This is a genomic window from Paenibacillus sp. (assembly GCF_031177825.1).
Lineage (GTDB): Bacteria > Bacillota > Bacilli > Paenibacillales > YIM-B00363 > Paenibacillus_AE.
The window spans coordinates 249,371-264,660 of sequence record NZ_JAPSKE010000003.1 but is presented as its reverse complement, the minus strand read 5'-3'; the positions used below and the strand labels follow the sequence as shown (position 1 = coordinate 264,660).

The 15,290-nt window shown below is 57.2% G+C and carries 9 protein-coding genes; 1 reads left to right on the top strand and 8 read right to left on the bottom strand.

Going from position 1 to position 15,290, the window contains the following annotated elements:
• Positions 1 to 2: 2 nt before the first annotated feature.
• From araD to RIN49_RS05330, 4 genes are all read right to left on the bottom strand, one after another.
• Positions 3 to 692 (bottom strand): L-ribulose-5-phosphate 4-epimerase, encoded by a 690-nt coding sequence (araD, locus tag RIN49_RS05345; protein ID WP_309119232.1) that lies wholly within the window; start codon positions 690 to 692, stop codon positions 3 to 5.
• Positions 693 to 785: 93 nt separating this feature from the next.
• Complete coding sequence (locus RIN49_RS05340) at positions 786 to 1,883, bottom strand: GntR family transcriptional regulator (RefSeq protein WP_309119126.1); 1,098 nt, start codon at positions 1,881 to 1,883, stop codon at positions 786 to 788.
• A 215-nt stretch (positions 1,884 to 2,098) separates the two neighbouring features.
• Positions 2,099 to 3,796, bottom strand: a complete 1,698-nt coding sequence (locus RIN49_RS05335) for a hypothetical protein (protein ID WP_309119125.1) — start codon at positions 3,794 to 3,796, stop codon at positions 2,099 to 2,101.
• A 14-nt stretch (positions 3,797 to 3,810) separates the two neighbouring features.
• The gene (locus RIN49_RS05330) at positions 3,811 to 4,854 is read right to left on the bottom strand and encodes a glycoside hydrolase family 88/105 protein (protein WP_309119124.1); all 1,044 of its coding nucleotides are present in this window, start codon (positions 4,852 to 4,854) and stop codon (positions 3,811 to 3,813) included.
• 155 nt (positions 4,855 to 5,009) lie between these two features.
• Between RIN49_RS05330 and RIN49_RS05325 the strand changes: the two genes are divergently transcribed.
• Positions 5,010 to 5,975, top strand: coding sequence for an AraC family transcriptional regulator (locus tag RIN49_RS05325; protein WP_309119123.1), 966 nt, complete (start codon positions 5,010 to 5,012; stop codon positions 5,973 to 5,975).
• Between the two features lie 68 nt (positions 5,976 to 6,043).
• On the opposite strand, the gene RIN49_RS05320 is transcribed toward RIN49_RS05325, so the two are convergent.
• The 4 genes from RIN49_RS05320 to RIN49_RS05305 form a co-directional block, all read right to left on the bottom strand.
• Positions 6,044 to 11,410 carry a CBM96 family carbohydrate-binding protein gene (locus RIN49_RS05320; protein ID WP_309119122.1) on the bottom strand — a complete coding sequence of 1,789 codons (5,367 nt, stop codon included), beginning with the start codon at positions 11,408 to 11,410 and terminating at the stop codon, positions 6,044 to 6,046.
• A gap of 127 nt (positions 11,411 to 11,537) precedes the next feature.
• Entirely contained in the window at positions 11,538 to 13,232 is a 1,695-nt protein-coding gene (locus tag RIN49_RS05315; RefSeq protein ID WP_309119121.1) for an extracellular solute-binding protein, read from the bottom strand.
• Between the two features lie 144 nt (positions 13,233 to 13,376).
• On the bottom strand, positions 13,377 to 14,246 hold the full coding sequence (locus RIN49_RS05310; protein WP_309119120.1) for a carbohydrate ABC transporter permease: 870 nt from the start codon (positions 14,244 to 14,246) through the stop codon (positions 13,377 to 13,379).
• A gap of 12 nt (positions 14,247 to 14,258) precedes the next feature.
• On the bottom strand, positions 14,259 to 15,140 hold the full coding sequence (locus tag RIN49_RS05305; RefSeq protein ID WP_309119231.1) for an ABC transporter permease: 882 nt from the start codon (positions 15,138 to 15,140) through the stop codon (positions 14,259 to 14,261).
• Positions 15,141 to 15,290 lie beyond the last annotated feature (150 nt).

Below are 15,290 nucleotides of genomic sequence, written 5' to 3'. Positions count from 1 at the left end.
ATTTATTTTTGACCGTAATACGCATTGGCGCCGTGCTTCCGCAGGAAATGCTTGTCGAGCAGCGACTGGTCCATCGGCCCGATCCCCGGATTCAGGGCGTAGGTGTGGAGCGCCATCTTGGCGACTTCCTCCAACACGACGGCATTATGTACGGCCTCGTGAGGATCCTTGCCCCAGTTGAACGGAGCATGGCTGTTCACAAGCACGCTAGGCACTTGCGACGGATCGCGGTCTTTGAACGTCTCCACGATCACATGGCCGGTTTCCAGCTCGTACGCGCTCTCGATCTCCTCGCGAGTCATCGCGCGGGTCACGGGAATCTCGCCGTAGAAGTAGTCCGCATGGGTCGTGCCCAACGCCGGAATCGCTCTTCCCGCCTGCGCCCACGCCGTTGCCCAAGGCGAATGGGTATGTACGACGCCGCCGATCGACGGGAACGCTTTATATAGCACGAGGTGCGTCGGCGTATCCGAGGACGGTTTCAGATGGCCCTCCACCTTCTTCCCGTCGAGATCGACGACGACCAGATCCTCCGCCTTCAGCTTGTCATACGGCACTCCGCTCGGCTTGATAACAACCAGGCCGCTTTCCCGGTCGATTCCGCTGACATTCCCCCAAGTGAATGTTACGAGACCATGCTTGGGCAAATCCAGATTCGCTTCCAGCACCTCTTGCTTTAACCGTTCCAGCACATCGATCATCCTTTCGCTCATTGCCTGTTTCCCATTATAAACTTGTACGGACATTTTATCTAGAACCATTTGGCGAAAATGATCTACATGTATCTACATCCTTCGCGTCGATTCCCTAACGATCAGCTCAGGCTTATACCGTTTCGATTCCGGAACCGTCGCACCGCCGCTCTCGATCATCTCGAACAGCATGCTAGCCGCGTCCTCCCCCATCTTCGCCTTGGGATGGGCCAGCGTCGTTAGCTTGACTTCCGATGCCGTTGCAAGCGATGAATCGTCGAAGCCGACAACCGATACATCCTGAGGAACGGTCAATCCCGCCTTCCGTACAGCCTCGAGAAGCTGCAAGGCCAGCTCGTCGTTATAGCAAACCAAGGCTGTCGGGCGTTCCCCATCCGGTCGGCCCAGAAGCCTCGCCGCGTCCTCGATCGGCTTGCTCGCCTTCTCCTCCGTTCGATAAGCGACGACGAAGTCGGGATGAAGCGAACACCCCGCCTTCTGATGGGCCCGCAGGAACCCCTTCAAACGCAGAACGCCTTGGAGATCGTCGGATTTGAAGAAGCCGGCGATCCGGCGGTGTCCAAGCTGAAGCAAATGAAGGGCGGCTGCGTACCCTCCTTCTTCATCGTCAATGACTAAAGAAGGACAGCTGATCTCGGGATAGCTGGCGTTAATCATGACATAGGGGATCCGTTGGTTGTTAAGAGCCAGGAAATAAGCAAGGTTCGGGTTCCCCTCCGCGCTCTTGGTCGGCTCGATGATCAATCCGCTAAGCGGCTGGCTTACAAGCATGGAAAGACTCTCCCGTTCCCTTCCCTTGTCGTTATCCGTGCTGGTCAGCATCAATCGGTAGCCTCTGGCGCGAACCGCCGCCTCCACCCCCCGCACGATATGAGGGAAGATGTAATTGGAGATGTACGTCGTCACTAAGCCGATCGACCGCGCTTCCCTACCGCGCTCGATTCGGCTAGACTCCGAGACGAAGGTCCCCTTCCCCTGGATCCGGTACAGTCTCCCCTCCCGCTCCAACTCGCCAAGCGTTTGTCTCACCGTTTGGCGGCTGAACCCGAACCGCTCGGCCATTTCATTCTCGGAAGGCACCTGATCGTTCGGCCCAAGCTTCCCCGTTTCGAGCCAATTCAGGATCTCTTTCTTGAGCCGGGCGTACTTCGGGAGTGACTTCTCTTTCATGCGCTCGCCCCCTCGTCCAATTGTCTGTATGTATTACTATATCACTCCTTGTAGTTGTATGTACATTATTAAAACCTGATAATCAACGACCTTTATCATAGGCGGCTGCTTACCCCTCACATTCGTTCTCGATACAGGAAAAACTCCTTAGGTTTCCAGATGGAATCTAAGGAGTTTTTCTCAAGTCCGAGCATTTCTCTTGCCTTACTCTACCCTTACACGTCCCTCGGCCTGACGCGGACCGCCGTCTCCAGCTCCGCTTCATTAGAGTGGGCGGTGGCGCGGACTCGGTTTTCCTCTGAAGCAACCTTGATGTCCCACGGCTCCAGCGGGCTGCCGATCGAGACGGCGAATAACAGCGCCGCCTTTCGAATGCGATGAAAATCCAACGTGCGAGCCGGCCCCGAATGGATCACGCAGTCCGCACACCACAGGCCGTCCTGCCGGGACAGCTCCCAGCGAAGCTGCGTCGGCCGGTCGTCCGTTTCATCCTGAAATTCGCCGTACAGGAGACGAAACGACGAGACAAGTCCGTTCACGGAAAGCTCGACCCGGTCCGGCTCCGCCAGCGTGCACGCCACGCCTTCAAGAAACCCGCCGATTTCGAAGCGCACCCGGAAGTCTTCCGCTTCGAACACGCCGCTCTTTTTGTCGAGCATCGGATGCGTGTCTCCCCCGTGAGTAAAAAACTCGATGCCGGCCAGGGCCGTCCCTTCGTGCTGCTGGCTGACCAGCAATCCGGAAGAATAGTCGTAGCCGTTCTTGAGCACGCGTAGAGCGACATATACCGCCTGACCCTTATTGTCCATATAGGAGACAATCCCGCGGGTTTGGTTCCAGAAGATCTCCTTCGAGAACGTCCCGAGCGTGTACTGCGGCGTTATATAGGAGGTCGCCCATTTTTCATGGCCGGTGTCCTCGTTGCGCGACGTGACGCGGCGGATCGTTTCCGCTTTTGACTCCCGGAACCTGTGCAGGTATTTGTCGGGACAGCGGATGCCGCTCCTATACCATTCCGGCGAATAGTAAAGCTCCTCCCACGGACGGTAATAGGCCGCCCCGTCGGTCGCCAGCTGCAGGAACGCCTCTGTATCCGGCTTCAGCAGCGTTCGATAGCTGCGACTGTGAGGACCCGCCCACTGTTTCGTCGAGGCATGGTAATGCTCGGATACCATCCCCCAGGCCAAGTCGAGCATGTCCTCGCAAATCTCCTTTACCCACGCCTGTTTCGTTTCCCCGCGCAGCTTGGAAAGCTCCAGGATCGTAATCGGCGCATAAGCCGGGCTGTTGTATTCCATAAAAGTCTTAAGGCGTCCGGTGAATGCCTGGAATCGTTCCATCCGCTTGATGCCGTAATCGAGATAATCCTTACGGGCGTATACTTCTCCCGCGATGACCGTAACGAATGACCCCATGATGGCGATATTGGTATACCACGGACCCACATCCCGCTTGATAATGGCGTTGCAGGCATGAAACACGGCCTGCCGGATCTCTTCCTGCAGGTCCTGCGGCAAGCGGCTTTTGTGCCTCGTTACCGCCTGGAGGAGCAGCTTTCCGATGAAATCGGCCCAGTTCCAGTCCGGAGGCGACATTTGGGTGAGCGGCTCCTCGTAAAACCAGGGCCAAATGCCGTAGGTGTCGTGTTCCGGGTCGGTGTCCTGAAGCGCGAGAATCGACCGGATGACGTCCAACGCCCGCTTCTCGTATTCCGGAAGTCCGGAGTCCAGCAGAGAGACCGCATAAATCATATTCGGGTATGTGGTATGGGCGTAGTCTATGTTCTTCAAAGTGGTGTGGTAGCCCGGGCTGCTGAAGGGCACGCGCAGCAGCTTGATTTCATGGTTATAATCGGCATCCTGTTCCCGGATCTTCTTCAGAAGCAAGTCGTAATGGATCGTCGTCGTTCCCAAAAGATATATCCTCCTTATAAATATTCAGCGAGCAGCATTAGCACCATCCCTTGACCGTACAGCGTAGGATGGCAGGAAATCTGCTGGTATGCTTCGATCGTTTCCATGACGGGCGTCCCTCCGGACACGCCGGCCACGATTCCGTCCGCCCCGATCTTCGCGAGCACCGCTTCCGTCGTTCGGTCCGCCGCCGACTTGCATGCGGGGTCAAGCAGCCCTTCGCGAATCCCGATCAGAAGGCCGCAAGCGACGCCGGCGCTGCCCGACGTTTCCCGATAAAAGTCCGCCCGGTCCATCACCGTCGGCCATAATCCGTCCTCCCGCTGAAAACGAACGAGCCCTTCCATCAGCTTCCGGTATCGGTCCCCGATCTCCTCCGGAATGCTCGTAAGACCCTTCAGCTCCCGCAGAATCATAGGCGTGCCGACCGCAATCCATGCGTTCGCCCGCGTCCAGCGCGCCGCCGACATATGGTTTCCCGCGATGCAATTCCAGCCGTGATACAGCACGCCGGTTTCCGGATCCTGAAGCAGCCGCAGATGGAGGAGCAGCTGGGTGACGGCCTCGTCCGCATAGTCCTTCCGCGAGGTGAGTCCGGCAAGCCGGGCCAGGAAAAGCACCGCCATAAAGATGGTATCCGCCCAAACCTGCTCGGGGAAGCTTGCCTTTTCCGTTACGGTGTGCTCGAAGGCTCCTTCACGCGTGCGCGGCGCCTCCTTCAGCATCCAGTCGCCGATTCGCTCCGCGGTTTCCAGGTAGGAGGCTTCCGAGGTTCGCCGATACAGCTCCGGATAAATGGCGTAGGGCGCCATCGAGTTGATGACCTTTACGGCGGCCGATTTTTCCTGATTGCGGTCGACCCAATCCTTAAGATACTCTACTATTTCCTTCTGTCCGGACTTTTCAAAATAAGACAATATCGCAATGACTCCGACGCCGGGCACCCAATCCCAGTAATGGATGTTCATGCCCCAGTTCCCTGCGTGATCCTTCCTCATCTGTTCGTACACGCGCTCCGCGGATTCTTTGATATTCCGGGTGAAACTTGCGTTTGGCATCTTGGCGTTCCCCTTCGATCGAATTCGTTTTCTCCCTTCACTATACAAGTGAACCGGGAACGCGGCTTGGGGAATCCTCAACAATCATTGGGGAATCGTCTACTTTTTTTTGGTATAATGGGATAAAAGCTTTCGTTTCTTGAAGGAGGCCGGAAATGGAGCGGGAACCCGGGAATCAGAATCCGCCGCGCTATCAGGTCGATACCCTCACGAATACCATGCTGGCACAGTTTCCTGTGCATTGCGCCTTCCGCGATACGAGGCTGGGGCAGCCCATTCTTCACTCCCACCGGGGGTATGAGCTTTATTTGTGCGTTCAGGGCTCGGGACGCTTCCTGGCCGGGGACCGGGTGCATAGCCTGGCGCCGGGAACGCTCGTGATCGTCAGACCCATGGCGCTGCATTTATCCAAACCGGACAACAAGTTCGCGTTCCACCGCTTTATTCTTTCCGTGGACGAAGCTTACCTCGCGGAGTGGTGCCGCCGGGATGATCGACTGGCCCGCTGCGCATCCGAATGCTTCCCTGCGGAGGAGTCCGCGGTTCTGCACCTAAGCGCCCGACAGGCCGGTAAGCTGCAGAATACGTTATATGAGCTTGAAAAGGAACTCCGCCACAAGGAGCCCTTCTACGAGCTGTCGGCCAACAGCCTGCTCCTACAAGCCTTCGTCGAGATTGCCCGTTATGCCCGACGGTCCAATGAGGCCCGTCCCGAAGAAGGCTCCCCTGCCGCGGTGATCGAGCAGATTCTCAGCCATATCGCCGAACATTACCAGGAGGATCTGCACATGGACCGGATTGCGGCCCGCTTCAAGCTGTCGCGCTCCTACCTGTATCGGATTTTTAAGCAGCATACCGGCTGCGCTTTGAACGAATTTCTGATCGCGTTCCGCATTAATAAAGCGAAAGCGATGCTTATGCATACGAAGCTGCCCGTTATCGAAATCGCGGCCCGTTCAGGCTTTAACGACATCTCCCATTTCTGCCATACCTTCAAAAAGCTCGTCCACACGACGCCCAGCGGCTTTCGAACCCTGCATGCATCCCCGAAGCCGGCAGAGAAAGCCCCAGCCGATGCGGCAGAGAAGCGTCAAGAAGCCCGCTCGGCGGAAATGGATTAGCGCCGGAACCGTAAAGCAGCCCCGCCGTCCGGCGGGGCTGCTGATTGTTGGGTGCATGTCGGCCGCCTCTACCGGCCTGCGTTGGTACTAACACTGCCGGTAACATCGGTGTTCAGAAACTCGAGCGGAGCGCCTGCGGCTTCGACTCCGTTCCACAATTGGACGGAAACGATCGGGTCCGGTCCTTCGGCGAGGCCGAGCATGAGACGAACGGTGTAGTCCGAGCCGTTCATTCGAAGCTTTCCTTGTGCATAAGCCCGGTTTTCCGTCACGACGGTCCAATCCATGGCGGCTACGGAAACATCTATGCCCTTGGGCTGCACATACAGCCGCCACTTGTCGTCTCCTCCCCCTCCCAGCTTGACGTCAAGGTGCAGCTTCTCCCCAGCGCTTCCGAGCACGCTGTCCGCCGGCAGCTTCACAAAGCCGCTTACGTGGATTGTACCGAAAGCGGGTCCCTGTACCGCCGCGTCCGTACCGGCCTCCGCCGGCGTGTAGGAGCCGTTATCGAGCAGTTCCGCACGAATGTCGTACAAGCCGGCCGGCAGATTCACGCCGATCGAAGCGGTGCCCTGGACGTCCGTCGAGATCGCCTGCTCCAGCTCCGGCAGCGCGAGCGGCGTTTTCGCGCCGTCCGCGCCGATCGCCTGTACCGTGAAACGTACCGGAAGCCCGTCGACCCGGCCCAGGCTTCCATCTTGCTCCTGGTTCACCTGCGCCGCCAGCAGCAGTCCGCCGTCCTCCGCCGCTAGACGGCCGCCCGCATAAACCAGCGAAGCGTTCTCCCTGCTTACCGTCAAGCCGGCGCTTCCGTCCGCCCCGCGCAGGAACCTGTCGTCATTCTGCGCATAGACAGCGGTAATCCCGTACGGCCCGTAGGTCGCTTCCGTGACGCTAAGACCTACCGTGTAAGCCGCCGCCGCGATGCCTTGGCTGTCCGTCTGCGCCGTGCCGACCGTCTCCCCGTTCACCCGGAAGGCGACGGTTTCGCCTGCGATCCCGGCTCCGTCGCGGCCTACGAGTCTCGCCTGCAGCTGCACGTTGTCGCTGTAGACGCCGGAGGCCGGGTCCACCGTCAATGTCGTGCTGCCGTATACGGTAAACCGAACTTCTTGTTCCGCCGTATTGCCCGCTTTGTCGACGGCCGTCGCCTTCAGAACATGCGTGCCGGGAGCCGTTACCGCCGTGCCGGCCGTCCACTCCGCGCCGTCCAGCGTAACCGTCAGCTTCTCGATGCCGCTGCCTTCGTCTTCCGCCGATACCGCCGGAAGCACCGCGTCGGAATAATCCCCGCCTTCCGCGACGCCGCCGACCGTGATGACCGGAGCATCGGCATCGGCCGCTCCCGTCAATACGGCATTGCCCCAGAGACCGCGGTCGGCGTTGTTCCTGCTGGTGCCGTTCCAGATGAATTGGCGGCTCCGGTTATTGCCGTCCTCGCTGTCTCCGAGGCCGAAGTCGAATAAGATTTCTCTTCCCTGCTCGGCCTGAACATGTACGGCGCTCCAGGGGATCGCCGCATCCAGCGTGTAGCCTTCGCCGTCATCCCAGCGCGACACCTTCATGTCGATCGGCAGCTGCCGGCTGGTATTAAACCAGTGCCAGTAGTTCGTTCCGTTCACGATCGCCGAGGACATAATGATCTGGCGGTCTTTGACCAGCAGGTCGCCTCTCGTTTCGAGCTCCTCCGGCCCGAAAAACATTTCAATCGCATCGCCTCTCCAGACATTGGAATTTTGGAAATTGTTTTTCATCGGGGTCGGATCGTTCACATTCACGGTTACGTACAGATTCGTTGCGTCCCAGCCGAAATAATAATCTGCGCTGACATTCTCCCCGCCGCTTCCTCCGACCCGGTCCGCTGCGGTCAGGGTGACTTTCTCGACATCGCCGCCGAACCCGTTCAGCACGCCGTCGACCGGAATCGGCTGCCGGACGTAAGGAATGTTGATCCTGCGGTCGTCCGCTCCCCCGCCCGTCGTATCGCCGGGGAATTCGTGCTTGAACGGTGCCTGCTGGCCGAGAAGCACGGGATAAATGCGGTTGTGCGTCTGCATCAAGCCGTCGATGAATGTGTAATACGGACGGTCGGCTACATTCAGCAGTCCTGTGTTGTATTTCTCCCCGCCGTTCGTGCCTTCCCACCATCTTGCCGTCGGAGCCTGGTCGACATAGTCGAACCAGTGAGCGCCCACGACATACCCGAGGGAAGCCGCCCCTTCGACGTAATTCCGATACCGGAGCTGGCGCTCGTTCTGGTTAGCGGCCGAGCCCGGAACGATCGGGTTCAGTCCCTGCTCCGCCGTACCGAAGCTGTATTCGCTGAGCAGGATCGGCTTGCCGCCCGATGTGGCGTGAACCTCGTTCATCATGGCGACATCCAGGTTTTTGGTGTAATGATTCAAAGAGATGACGTCCAAATATTTGCCGGATGCTTCAGCAAGCGCCCGTCTGATTTTCGTGTTGGAAATGGACAAGGTCAGCCAGCGGTCGCCGAGCAGGAGGTGATTCGGGTCGTATTTCTTGAACGCCCGGGCAACGGTTCCGTAGAACGCATCCAGATAGAGCGCCATAAAATTATCGATATCCTGAACCGCCTCGTCCGTATCCACGAACAATTCCGCATCGTTCATCGCTTCGAAGCTGGCGAAGGATGCCTCCCAGCTCGCATTGAAGGCCTCGATCGTCCCGTATTTTTCCTCAAGCATTTGCACGAGCCTGCGCTTCATCGCCACCTGGCTGCCCTTTAGCTTCGGCAGGGTCGTCGCGATTTTGTGGTAATGGTATTCGTTATCGATGAAGTAGCCGATCAGCAGCGGATCATCCTTTTTGGGAGGAAGGGCTCTTGAAAAGACGTCGTCGATCTTCGCTTCCGCATCGTCCGCAAAAATGTCGAACACTTTCAGATCCGTGATTTTCGCCCACTCCATGCTGCTCAGAGGAAGCATCAGCGTATACGGGAGATTGTTTTCTGCCGCATACTGGTTGTTGCCCCAGGCGCCGGCGCTGTTAAAACCCCATTTCTTGATCCGCTCGGTCGCCAGCGCGAAAAATTCCCGTGAGTTCGGCATTTTTCCGAATTTCTTGTACAGGTTTGCCATGTAGAAGGAGAAGTTATCCTTCGAATTCAGGAAGGCCGGCTTGTAAACGCCCTCGTACGGCGGCAGCCATTCGTAAATTTGTTCCCGTCCCGTCACTTTGGTGAAGGTTTCATTGTTCGTGATCCCGTTCATCCCCAGGCTGAAGTAAACGGAACCCTGCGGCGATACCATGACCTTGCGGCCGTTTACTTCCTGGATGCTGAAGAAACCTTTGGCGTCCAGGCCGTATGTCGTCTTGCTGTCCTTTAGACCGCCCAGCTCGTCGAAATCCGCCGGAATTTGCAGGCTCCCGTAATACGCTTCATCCTTGACGGCGTCCGCGCGCAGTTCCGCTTCGTCGGTTACTTTCTCGGGGAAATCGGCGGCGATGATTTGACCGAACCGGTCCACCACCAGATCCGCTTTAGCATAATAAGTGTAGGCGCTGAGCGGACTACGCTGCATGCCGGCCTTTTCCGCATACGTTTCCAGAACGGTGTATTGGGTCAAGGCGACAGGACCCGTATAGAGCTTGAATTCGGCATCGCCGTTTTCTTTGTAATAGATTTGCGCCCCCTCCGTCGGGGAAGTCAGCGTCACCTGCAGCGGCTCGTTGCCGATCAGGCCGTCCGGCGGGCTCGCCTGCACGGCAGCCGTATTCTGGTTCAGCACGACGTTGGACAGCTGCGGGATCCAGGATTTTTCGGCGCCACGGAATACGATCTTTAAATAACGCGTGTCGTCCGGCACATCGAAAGACTCGTATCCGAATTTCTGCCAGTTCGATACGGCGGCGCCTTCCTTATAGATCGTCGGAATGACCTCCGTAAAATCCGTCCCGTTCGCCGAAGCGAAGAACTGGTGGTGATGGACCGGAGCGGAGAGGTGAAAGTAGCTCGCCGCAGAGAAGGAACGAATTTCGTACGCTGTCTTGTAAAGGATAAAACCGTCGCTTACGGTGTTGCGCGTCAGACGCTTCGGATCGCCGCCGAAGTAATGCGAATCCGCACCCTCGACGCGCATGTTCGAACGCTGGAAAATTTGGTTGAAGTCGTTCAGTTCGTCGGTCAGCCCGACAGGCACGGAAGCGTCGCCCGGGTTCGCGATCAGGAACGGGGCATCGGCCGCCGCTTCCTTGCTGTTCACCTGCGTCAGGCCGTCGCTGGCGTTGACGACCGCAAAGGCGATCGTATCGGCTCCCTGCCACTTTTGCTCGCGGACATACTTGGTTACGTCGAACTGGATCCAGCCTTGCGGGTCGTAGGGGAGAATCACTTCATCCAAGAACCCGCTGGCAGGAGGAGGCGTCGGCAGCGGCTTATTGCTGAACGTCAGCGCGCTTTCCGTCCAGCCGGCGCCGACCGGAAACACCCGCAGCTTGGCGGGAACGTTCGCCGGGTCGGACGCCCGGGCCGAGACGTTCAAATAAACGGAGTCGATCTGCTCCCCGAGAGAGGAGACGTCGAACTTCAAGTAGGCTTCGCGGTTGTTAAGACTCTTTAAGATCATCGAGGCGGCCGAGCCGTAGTTGACGGCCGGCTGCGACTTGTCGACATGCGCGTCCTCCAGCGCGGGCAGGAGCAGCGAATCCGGATTCTTTGCGACGTAGCGGAACGTCGACACATGGCTGACCGGCGCGCCGCCGCCAGGCAGGTAGGAAGCCGCTCTCAGCAGCGTCTCTCCGGTGATTTCAAGCGGGACGGTATACGCCTGACGGGTAGCCGATACGCGAGGGTCGCTGCCGTCCGTCGTGTAATACATTCCGGCTTCCGCCGTCGGCGTCGCCAGCGTGACCTGCGTCCCGCTGTCCACCAAGCCCGGGGCGGGCGAGGCGCCGACGGACGCCGGGCCGTTCAGGACAACCCTGCCGATCAAGGGCGAGTTGGCGATCAGCCCTCCCGTATACTGGATCTTCAGGTAGCGGGCATCCGCGGGAAGCGTAAGCAATTCATACACGAGCAAATGGAGATAACCGCCAGCGTCGTACATCTCGGGCGTCACTCTCGTATAGGTCACCCCGTCGGCCGATACGGCAAAGATCGGATGGGAATACGGCTTGGCATTCGGATTGTAATACCCGTATACCTCGAACGACTGCAGAGGGGCGTCCGACTTGTATACGATCGATTCCCCGCTCGCCGACGAACGTCTCACCCTGCTGCCGTCGGCCGGGTCCGTGGATGTCTGAATCGTTAAGGTAGACGAATGCGAGAACGTAAGGCTCCAATCGTTCAGGTCGTCGACCAAGTAAGCCGGAGTCTCCCCCTCGGCCGCATGCGCGAGAGAAACCGGAAGGAACGCCGTCGCCAGCATGGACCATAACAGCAGCCACGCGATACCCTTTCGAACCTTCATTATTAACCTCCTTACAATAGATAGGGTTCAAACATTGTAAGCGTTTACGTTCAAGTCCCTGAATACGCTGTAAGATCGGCAGGGACGGCACGCTTTCCCGCGAGACGTCCCTGCCGAAGCTCTCGATCTATTCCTTCGCAGCTTGCTGCTGTTTCATGACCTCGATAATGTCTTTTGCCAGGAATGCGTTTTCGCTTTCGGTGGCATACCAGTTTTTGAACCAGTCTTCAATTTTCTTCCCGTCGCCTTTGTTCCAAGCTTCCTGCATTTCCTGGATGGTTTTCTCAGGCGTGGAAGCCGCGCCGTCGATGATGCCCTTTTTCAGCATGTCGTCCACTTGCTTCGTCAGCGGGTTGGAGATGGTCTCCAAATCCTTCGGCAGGGACGGCATGTGCTCCGGATGCGTAATATCGACATAAGGCTTGCTCGCATCCATGTAAATTTGCTTTGCCTTCAGGTAGATCTCATAGCCTTCCTTTTGGATCGGGTCGTTCAGGTTGAACGAGTTGTCCAGCTTGCCGCATTTCGGGTCGAGCACCATGCTGCTCATCATCTGCATGTCGCCGTTCCAGGAGATTTCGTTTTTCTTTTTCTCCGCGTCGATCACTTCCGGACATCCGTTGGCGCCAAGCTTCCAGTGCGTGCCCTCGATACCGTGTCTCAGCGTATTGCGGGTTTCCGGCTTGAGCAGGAAATCGATGTATTTCACGACGGCTTCCGGATATTTTGCTTTGGCGTTAATCATGGCGACCGCTTGAACCGGGTTTTGCAGCGCGGGAATGAACTGGCCCGCCGGACTCTTCGGATACGGGATCGGCTGTACGGCAGCGGTCGGCACGTTCTTCTTCAGGGAGGCAAGCTCCGTCGTGGCGAAGTTCGGCCAGCTCGACGGCTGGATCGGATAGATGCCGATTTTGCCGTTGATGAAGTCCTGCTTCGCTTTCGCCCCGTTGTTGTCGTTCAGGAAATCCTTATCCACGATTCCCTCGTCGAACAGCTTTTTCTTAAAGGCAAGAGACTCTTGGAAGTTCGCCCAGTTGTACTCCAGCTGACCGTTCTTCACGCCCCAGCGGGTCGCCTGGAAAATTTGGTCGACCACATGACCGGACTGGTGGCTGATCGCGATGCCGTACGTGTCCTTCTCGCCGTTGCCGTCCGGATCCTGCTCGGCGAACGCCTTCGCTACCGCATACAGCTCTTCGGTCGTCTGAGGCACTTGCAGATTCAGCTTTTTCAGCCAGTCTTCACGGATAAAGAGCGCATGGACCGGTACCACTTCGGACATTCTGGCGAATTCGTAAAGCTTGCCGTCCGCTTTCGTGCCGACTTTCTTCAGCTGCGGGTACTGCTTCAGCATTTCCTTATAGGTGGCGCTGTGCTCCTCGATCAGTTCGTCCAGCGGCATAATCAGCTTCTGGTCGATGAGCGGCTGCTTAATGTGCGGAGCATATTCGAAAATCAAATCCGGCGCGCTTCCCGAGGCGAAGAGAACGTTCAGCTTTTGCTGCGACTCAAAGCGCGGGATGGCGACGAATTTCAGGTTGGCCGGGCCGTTCTCGCTCAGCCATTTCGTCCAGCGGTTGTCTTCGATCGTTCCTTCCGCGGCCGGAACGTTGCCGCGGTCATACACGCTTACGGATATATCTCTTCTGACTTCCGGCTCCTTCGAAGCTTCGGGAGCGGCGGAAGCTCCCGGTTCCTTCGAAGCTGCAGGAGCGGTGGAATCCCCCGGTTCCTTGGCTCCTTGCGAACAGCCGGCCAGTACGATCGTTGCAGCCGCAACGACGGCCGCGCTCCCTATCAACCATTTTTTGTTATTCATTCGGTTACCCCTCTCATGGTTCGTACATTCGGTTAAGCAAACCCTCGGCAATTCTCCGTTTCGTTATCCGCGTCGCTTTTCGAGCGCTTTCCTATCGGAATGATTCTCCAAAGCCCGGCATCACTCCTTTACAGAGTAAACGAATCAACCTTTTACCGATCCGAGCAGCGCCCCCTTGACGAAATACTTTTGCAGGAAAGGATAAACGATGAGCATCGGAACGGTAAGAATCATAATACCTGCCGCTTTTACACCCTCCGGCGTGATTTCCGCCGCCGAATCGGATGTGATGACCTCCTGGATCAACGTTTGCGACCGGATCATATTCTGGATCAGCACCGTAAGGTTGTACTTGTCGGTCTCGTTGATATAAATCAGGACGCCGACGAAAGCGTTCCAATATCCGACCGCGTTGAACAACGTGAGCGTCGCGAGCACGGGAAGGGAAAGGGGAAGCATGATGGAGCCGAGAAGCCTCCACTCTCCGCAGCCGTCGATCCGGGCCGCATCCTCCAGCTCCTCCGGCAGGTTGAGAAAGAATGTGCGCAGGATCAGCAGGTTATATACGTTGATCAGGCCCGGAAGCCAAAGCGCCCAGTACGTATTGATGATGCCGAGTTCCTTGAACACAAGGTAGTTGGCAATCGTTCCGCCGCCGAACATCATGGTGAACAGGAACGCCAGCAGGAAAACCTTTTTACCGAGGAAGTACTTCTTGGACAGCGGGTACGCGGTTAGGATCGTGACGACCATCGCCATTGCCGTTCCGACCACCGTGATGACCACGCTGTTTTGAAACGCGTCGAAAATGCGCGATCCGCGGAAAAGCGTCCCGTATGACTCCATCGTCCACCCAATCGGCAGGAAAGCGACGTCTCCCGATAAAACGGAGTGGCTGTCGCTCAGCGACAACGCGACGATATGAATGAGCGGAAGAACGCAGCTGAGCCCGATCAGCGTCAGCACCAAGTAATTGCAAGCATAAAACACCTTATCGCCGAATGAATCTTTCATGATGCGTCCTCCTTACCATAATCCCTGGTTACATCTACGGGCAAAGAAGTTTGCCATAAGGACCAGGACGAGCCCTACCAAATTCTCGAACAATCCCATGGCCGACGTCAGGCTGTACTGCCCGCGCTGGATCCCGACCTGATAGATATACAGAGAGATTACGTTCGCGACTTCCATGACCCCCGCATTCTGCAGGTTGTAAATCGGATCGAAGCCTACATCCATCACCTTGCCTACCTGAAGGATCAAAAGAAGCACGATGGTGGTGCTGATCCCGGGGATCGTGACATGGCGGATTTGCTTCCACTTATTGGCCCCGTCGATGCTCGCAGCCTCGTACAGGCTTGGGTCGACGGCCGTGAGGGCCGCCAGGTAGATGATCGCCGCGAAGCCGGTTTCCTTCCAGATGCCCGAGCCGAAGAAGATCGCCAGCCAGGACAGCGGCTGATACAAGAAGGGGTACGGTTCCGCAACGGCGCTGAGCCATTTGTTGATGGTGCCGCCTTCAATCGCGAATAGTGAAAGCACGATGCCGCCGACGATCACCCAGGAGAAAAAGTGCGGCATATACACAAAGGTCTGTACCACGCGCTTGAACCACAGCTTTCGGACTTCATTGAGCATGATCGCCAGGATAATCGGCATCGGAAACCCGACCGCGATTCCGATGACACTGATCATCAACGTATTCCGGATGATCTGCTCGGTTTGCGACTGGTTGAACAGAAGTTCAAAATTTTTCATGCCGACCCAGGGGCTGTTCATAATGCCGTCGAACAGGTTGTAATCTTTGAAGGCGATTACGATGCCGCCCATCGGGAGGTATTTGAAAATAATGAGAACCAGCAACCCGGGTAAAAACATGATATACAGGGGCAGATTCTGCTTGAACATCTTGACGATGTCGCTTCTCGTTCGCCTCGCACGCTTCGGTTTCCCGTCCGATATCGTCAGGCTGGGGTTCACACCCACGCCAACCACTCCTTTTGCATGTTGATCTGTCTCTTGCTGACTCTATCTTACGAGATCGGCCGGATCGCGACC

Bases quoted from the DNA above. Each gene is read 5' to 3' on its own strand.
- RIN49_RS05340 (WP_309119126.1), bottom strand. From the start codon at position 1,883: ATGAAAGAGAAGTCACTCCCGAAGTACGCCCGGCTCAAGAAAGAGATC.
- RIN49_RS05330 (WP_309119124.1), bottom strand. From the start codon at position 4,854: ATGCCAAACGCAAGTTTCACCCGGAATATCAAAGAATCCGCGGAGCGC.
- RIN49_RS05325 (WP_309119123.1), top strand. From the start codon at position 5,010: ATGGAGCGGGAACCCGGGAATCAGAATCCGCCGCGCTATCAGGTCGAT.
- RIN49_RS05320 (WP_309119122.1), bottom strand. From the start codon at position 11,410: ATGAAGGTTCGAAAGGGTATCGCGTGGCTGCTGTTATGGTCCATGCTG.
- RIN49_RS05315 (WP_309119121.1), bottom strand. From the start codon at position 13,232: ATGAATAACAAAAAATGGTTGATAGGGAGCGCGGCCGTCGTTGCGGCT.
- RIN49_RS05310 (WP_309119120.1), bottom strand. From the start codon at position 14,246: ATGAAAGATTCATTCGGCGATAAGGTGTTTTATGCTTGCAATTACTTG.
- RIN49_RS05305 (WP_309119231.1), bottom strand. From the start codon at position 15,140: ATGTTCAAGCAGAATCTGCCCCTGTATATCATGTTTTTACCCGGGTTG.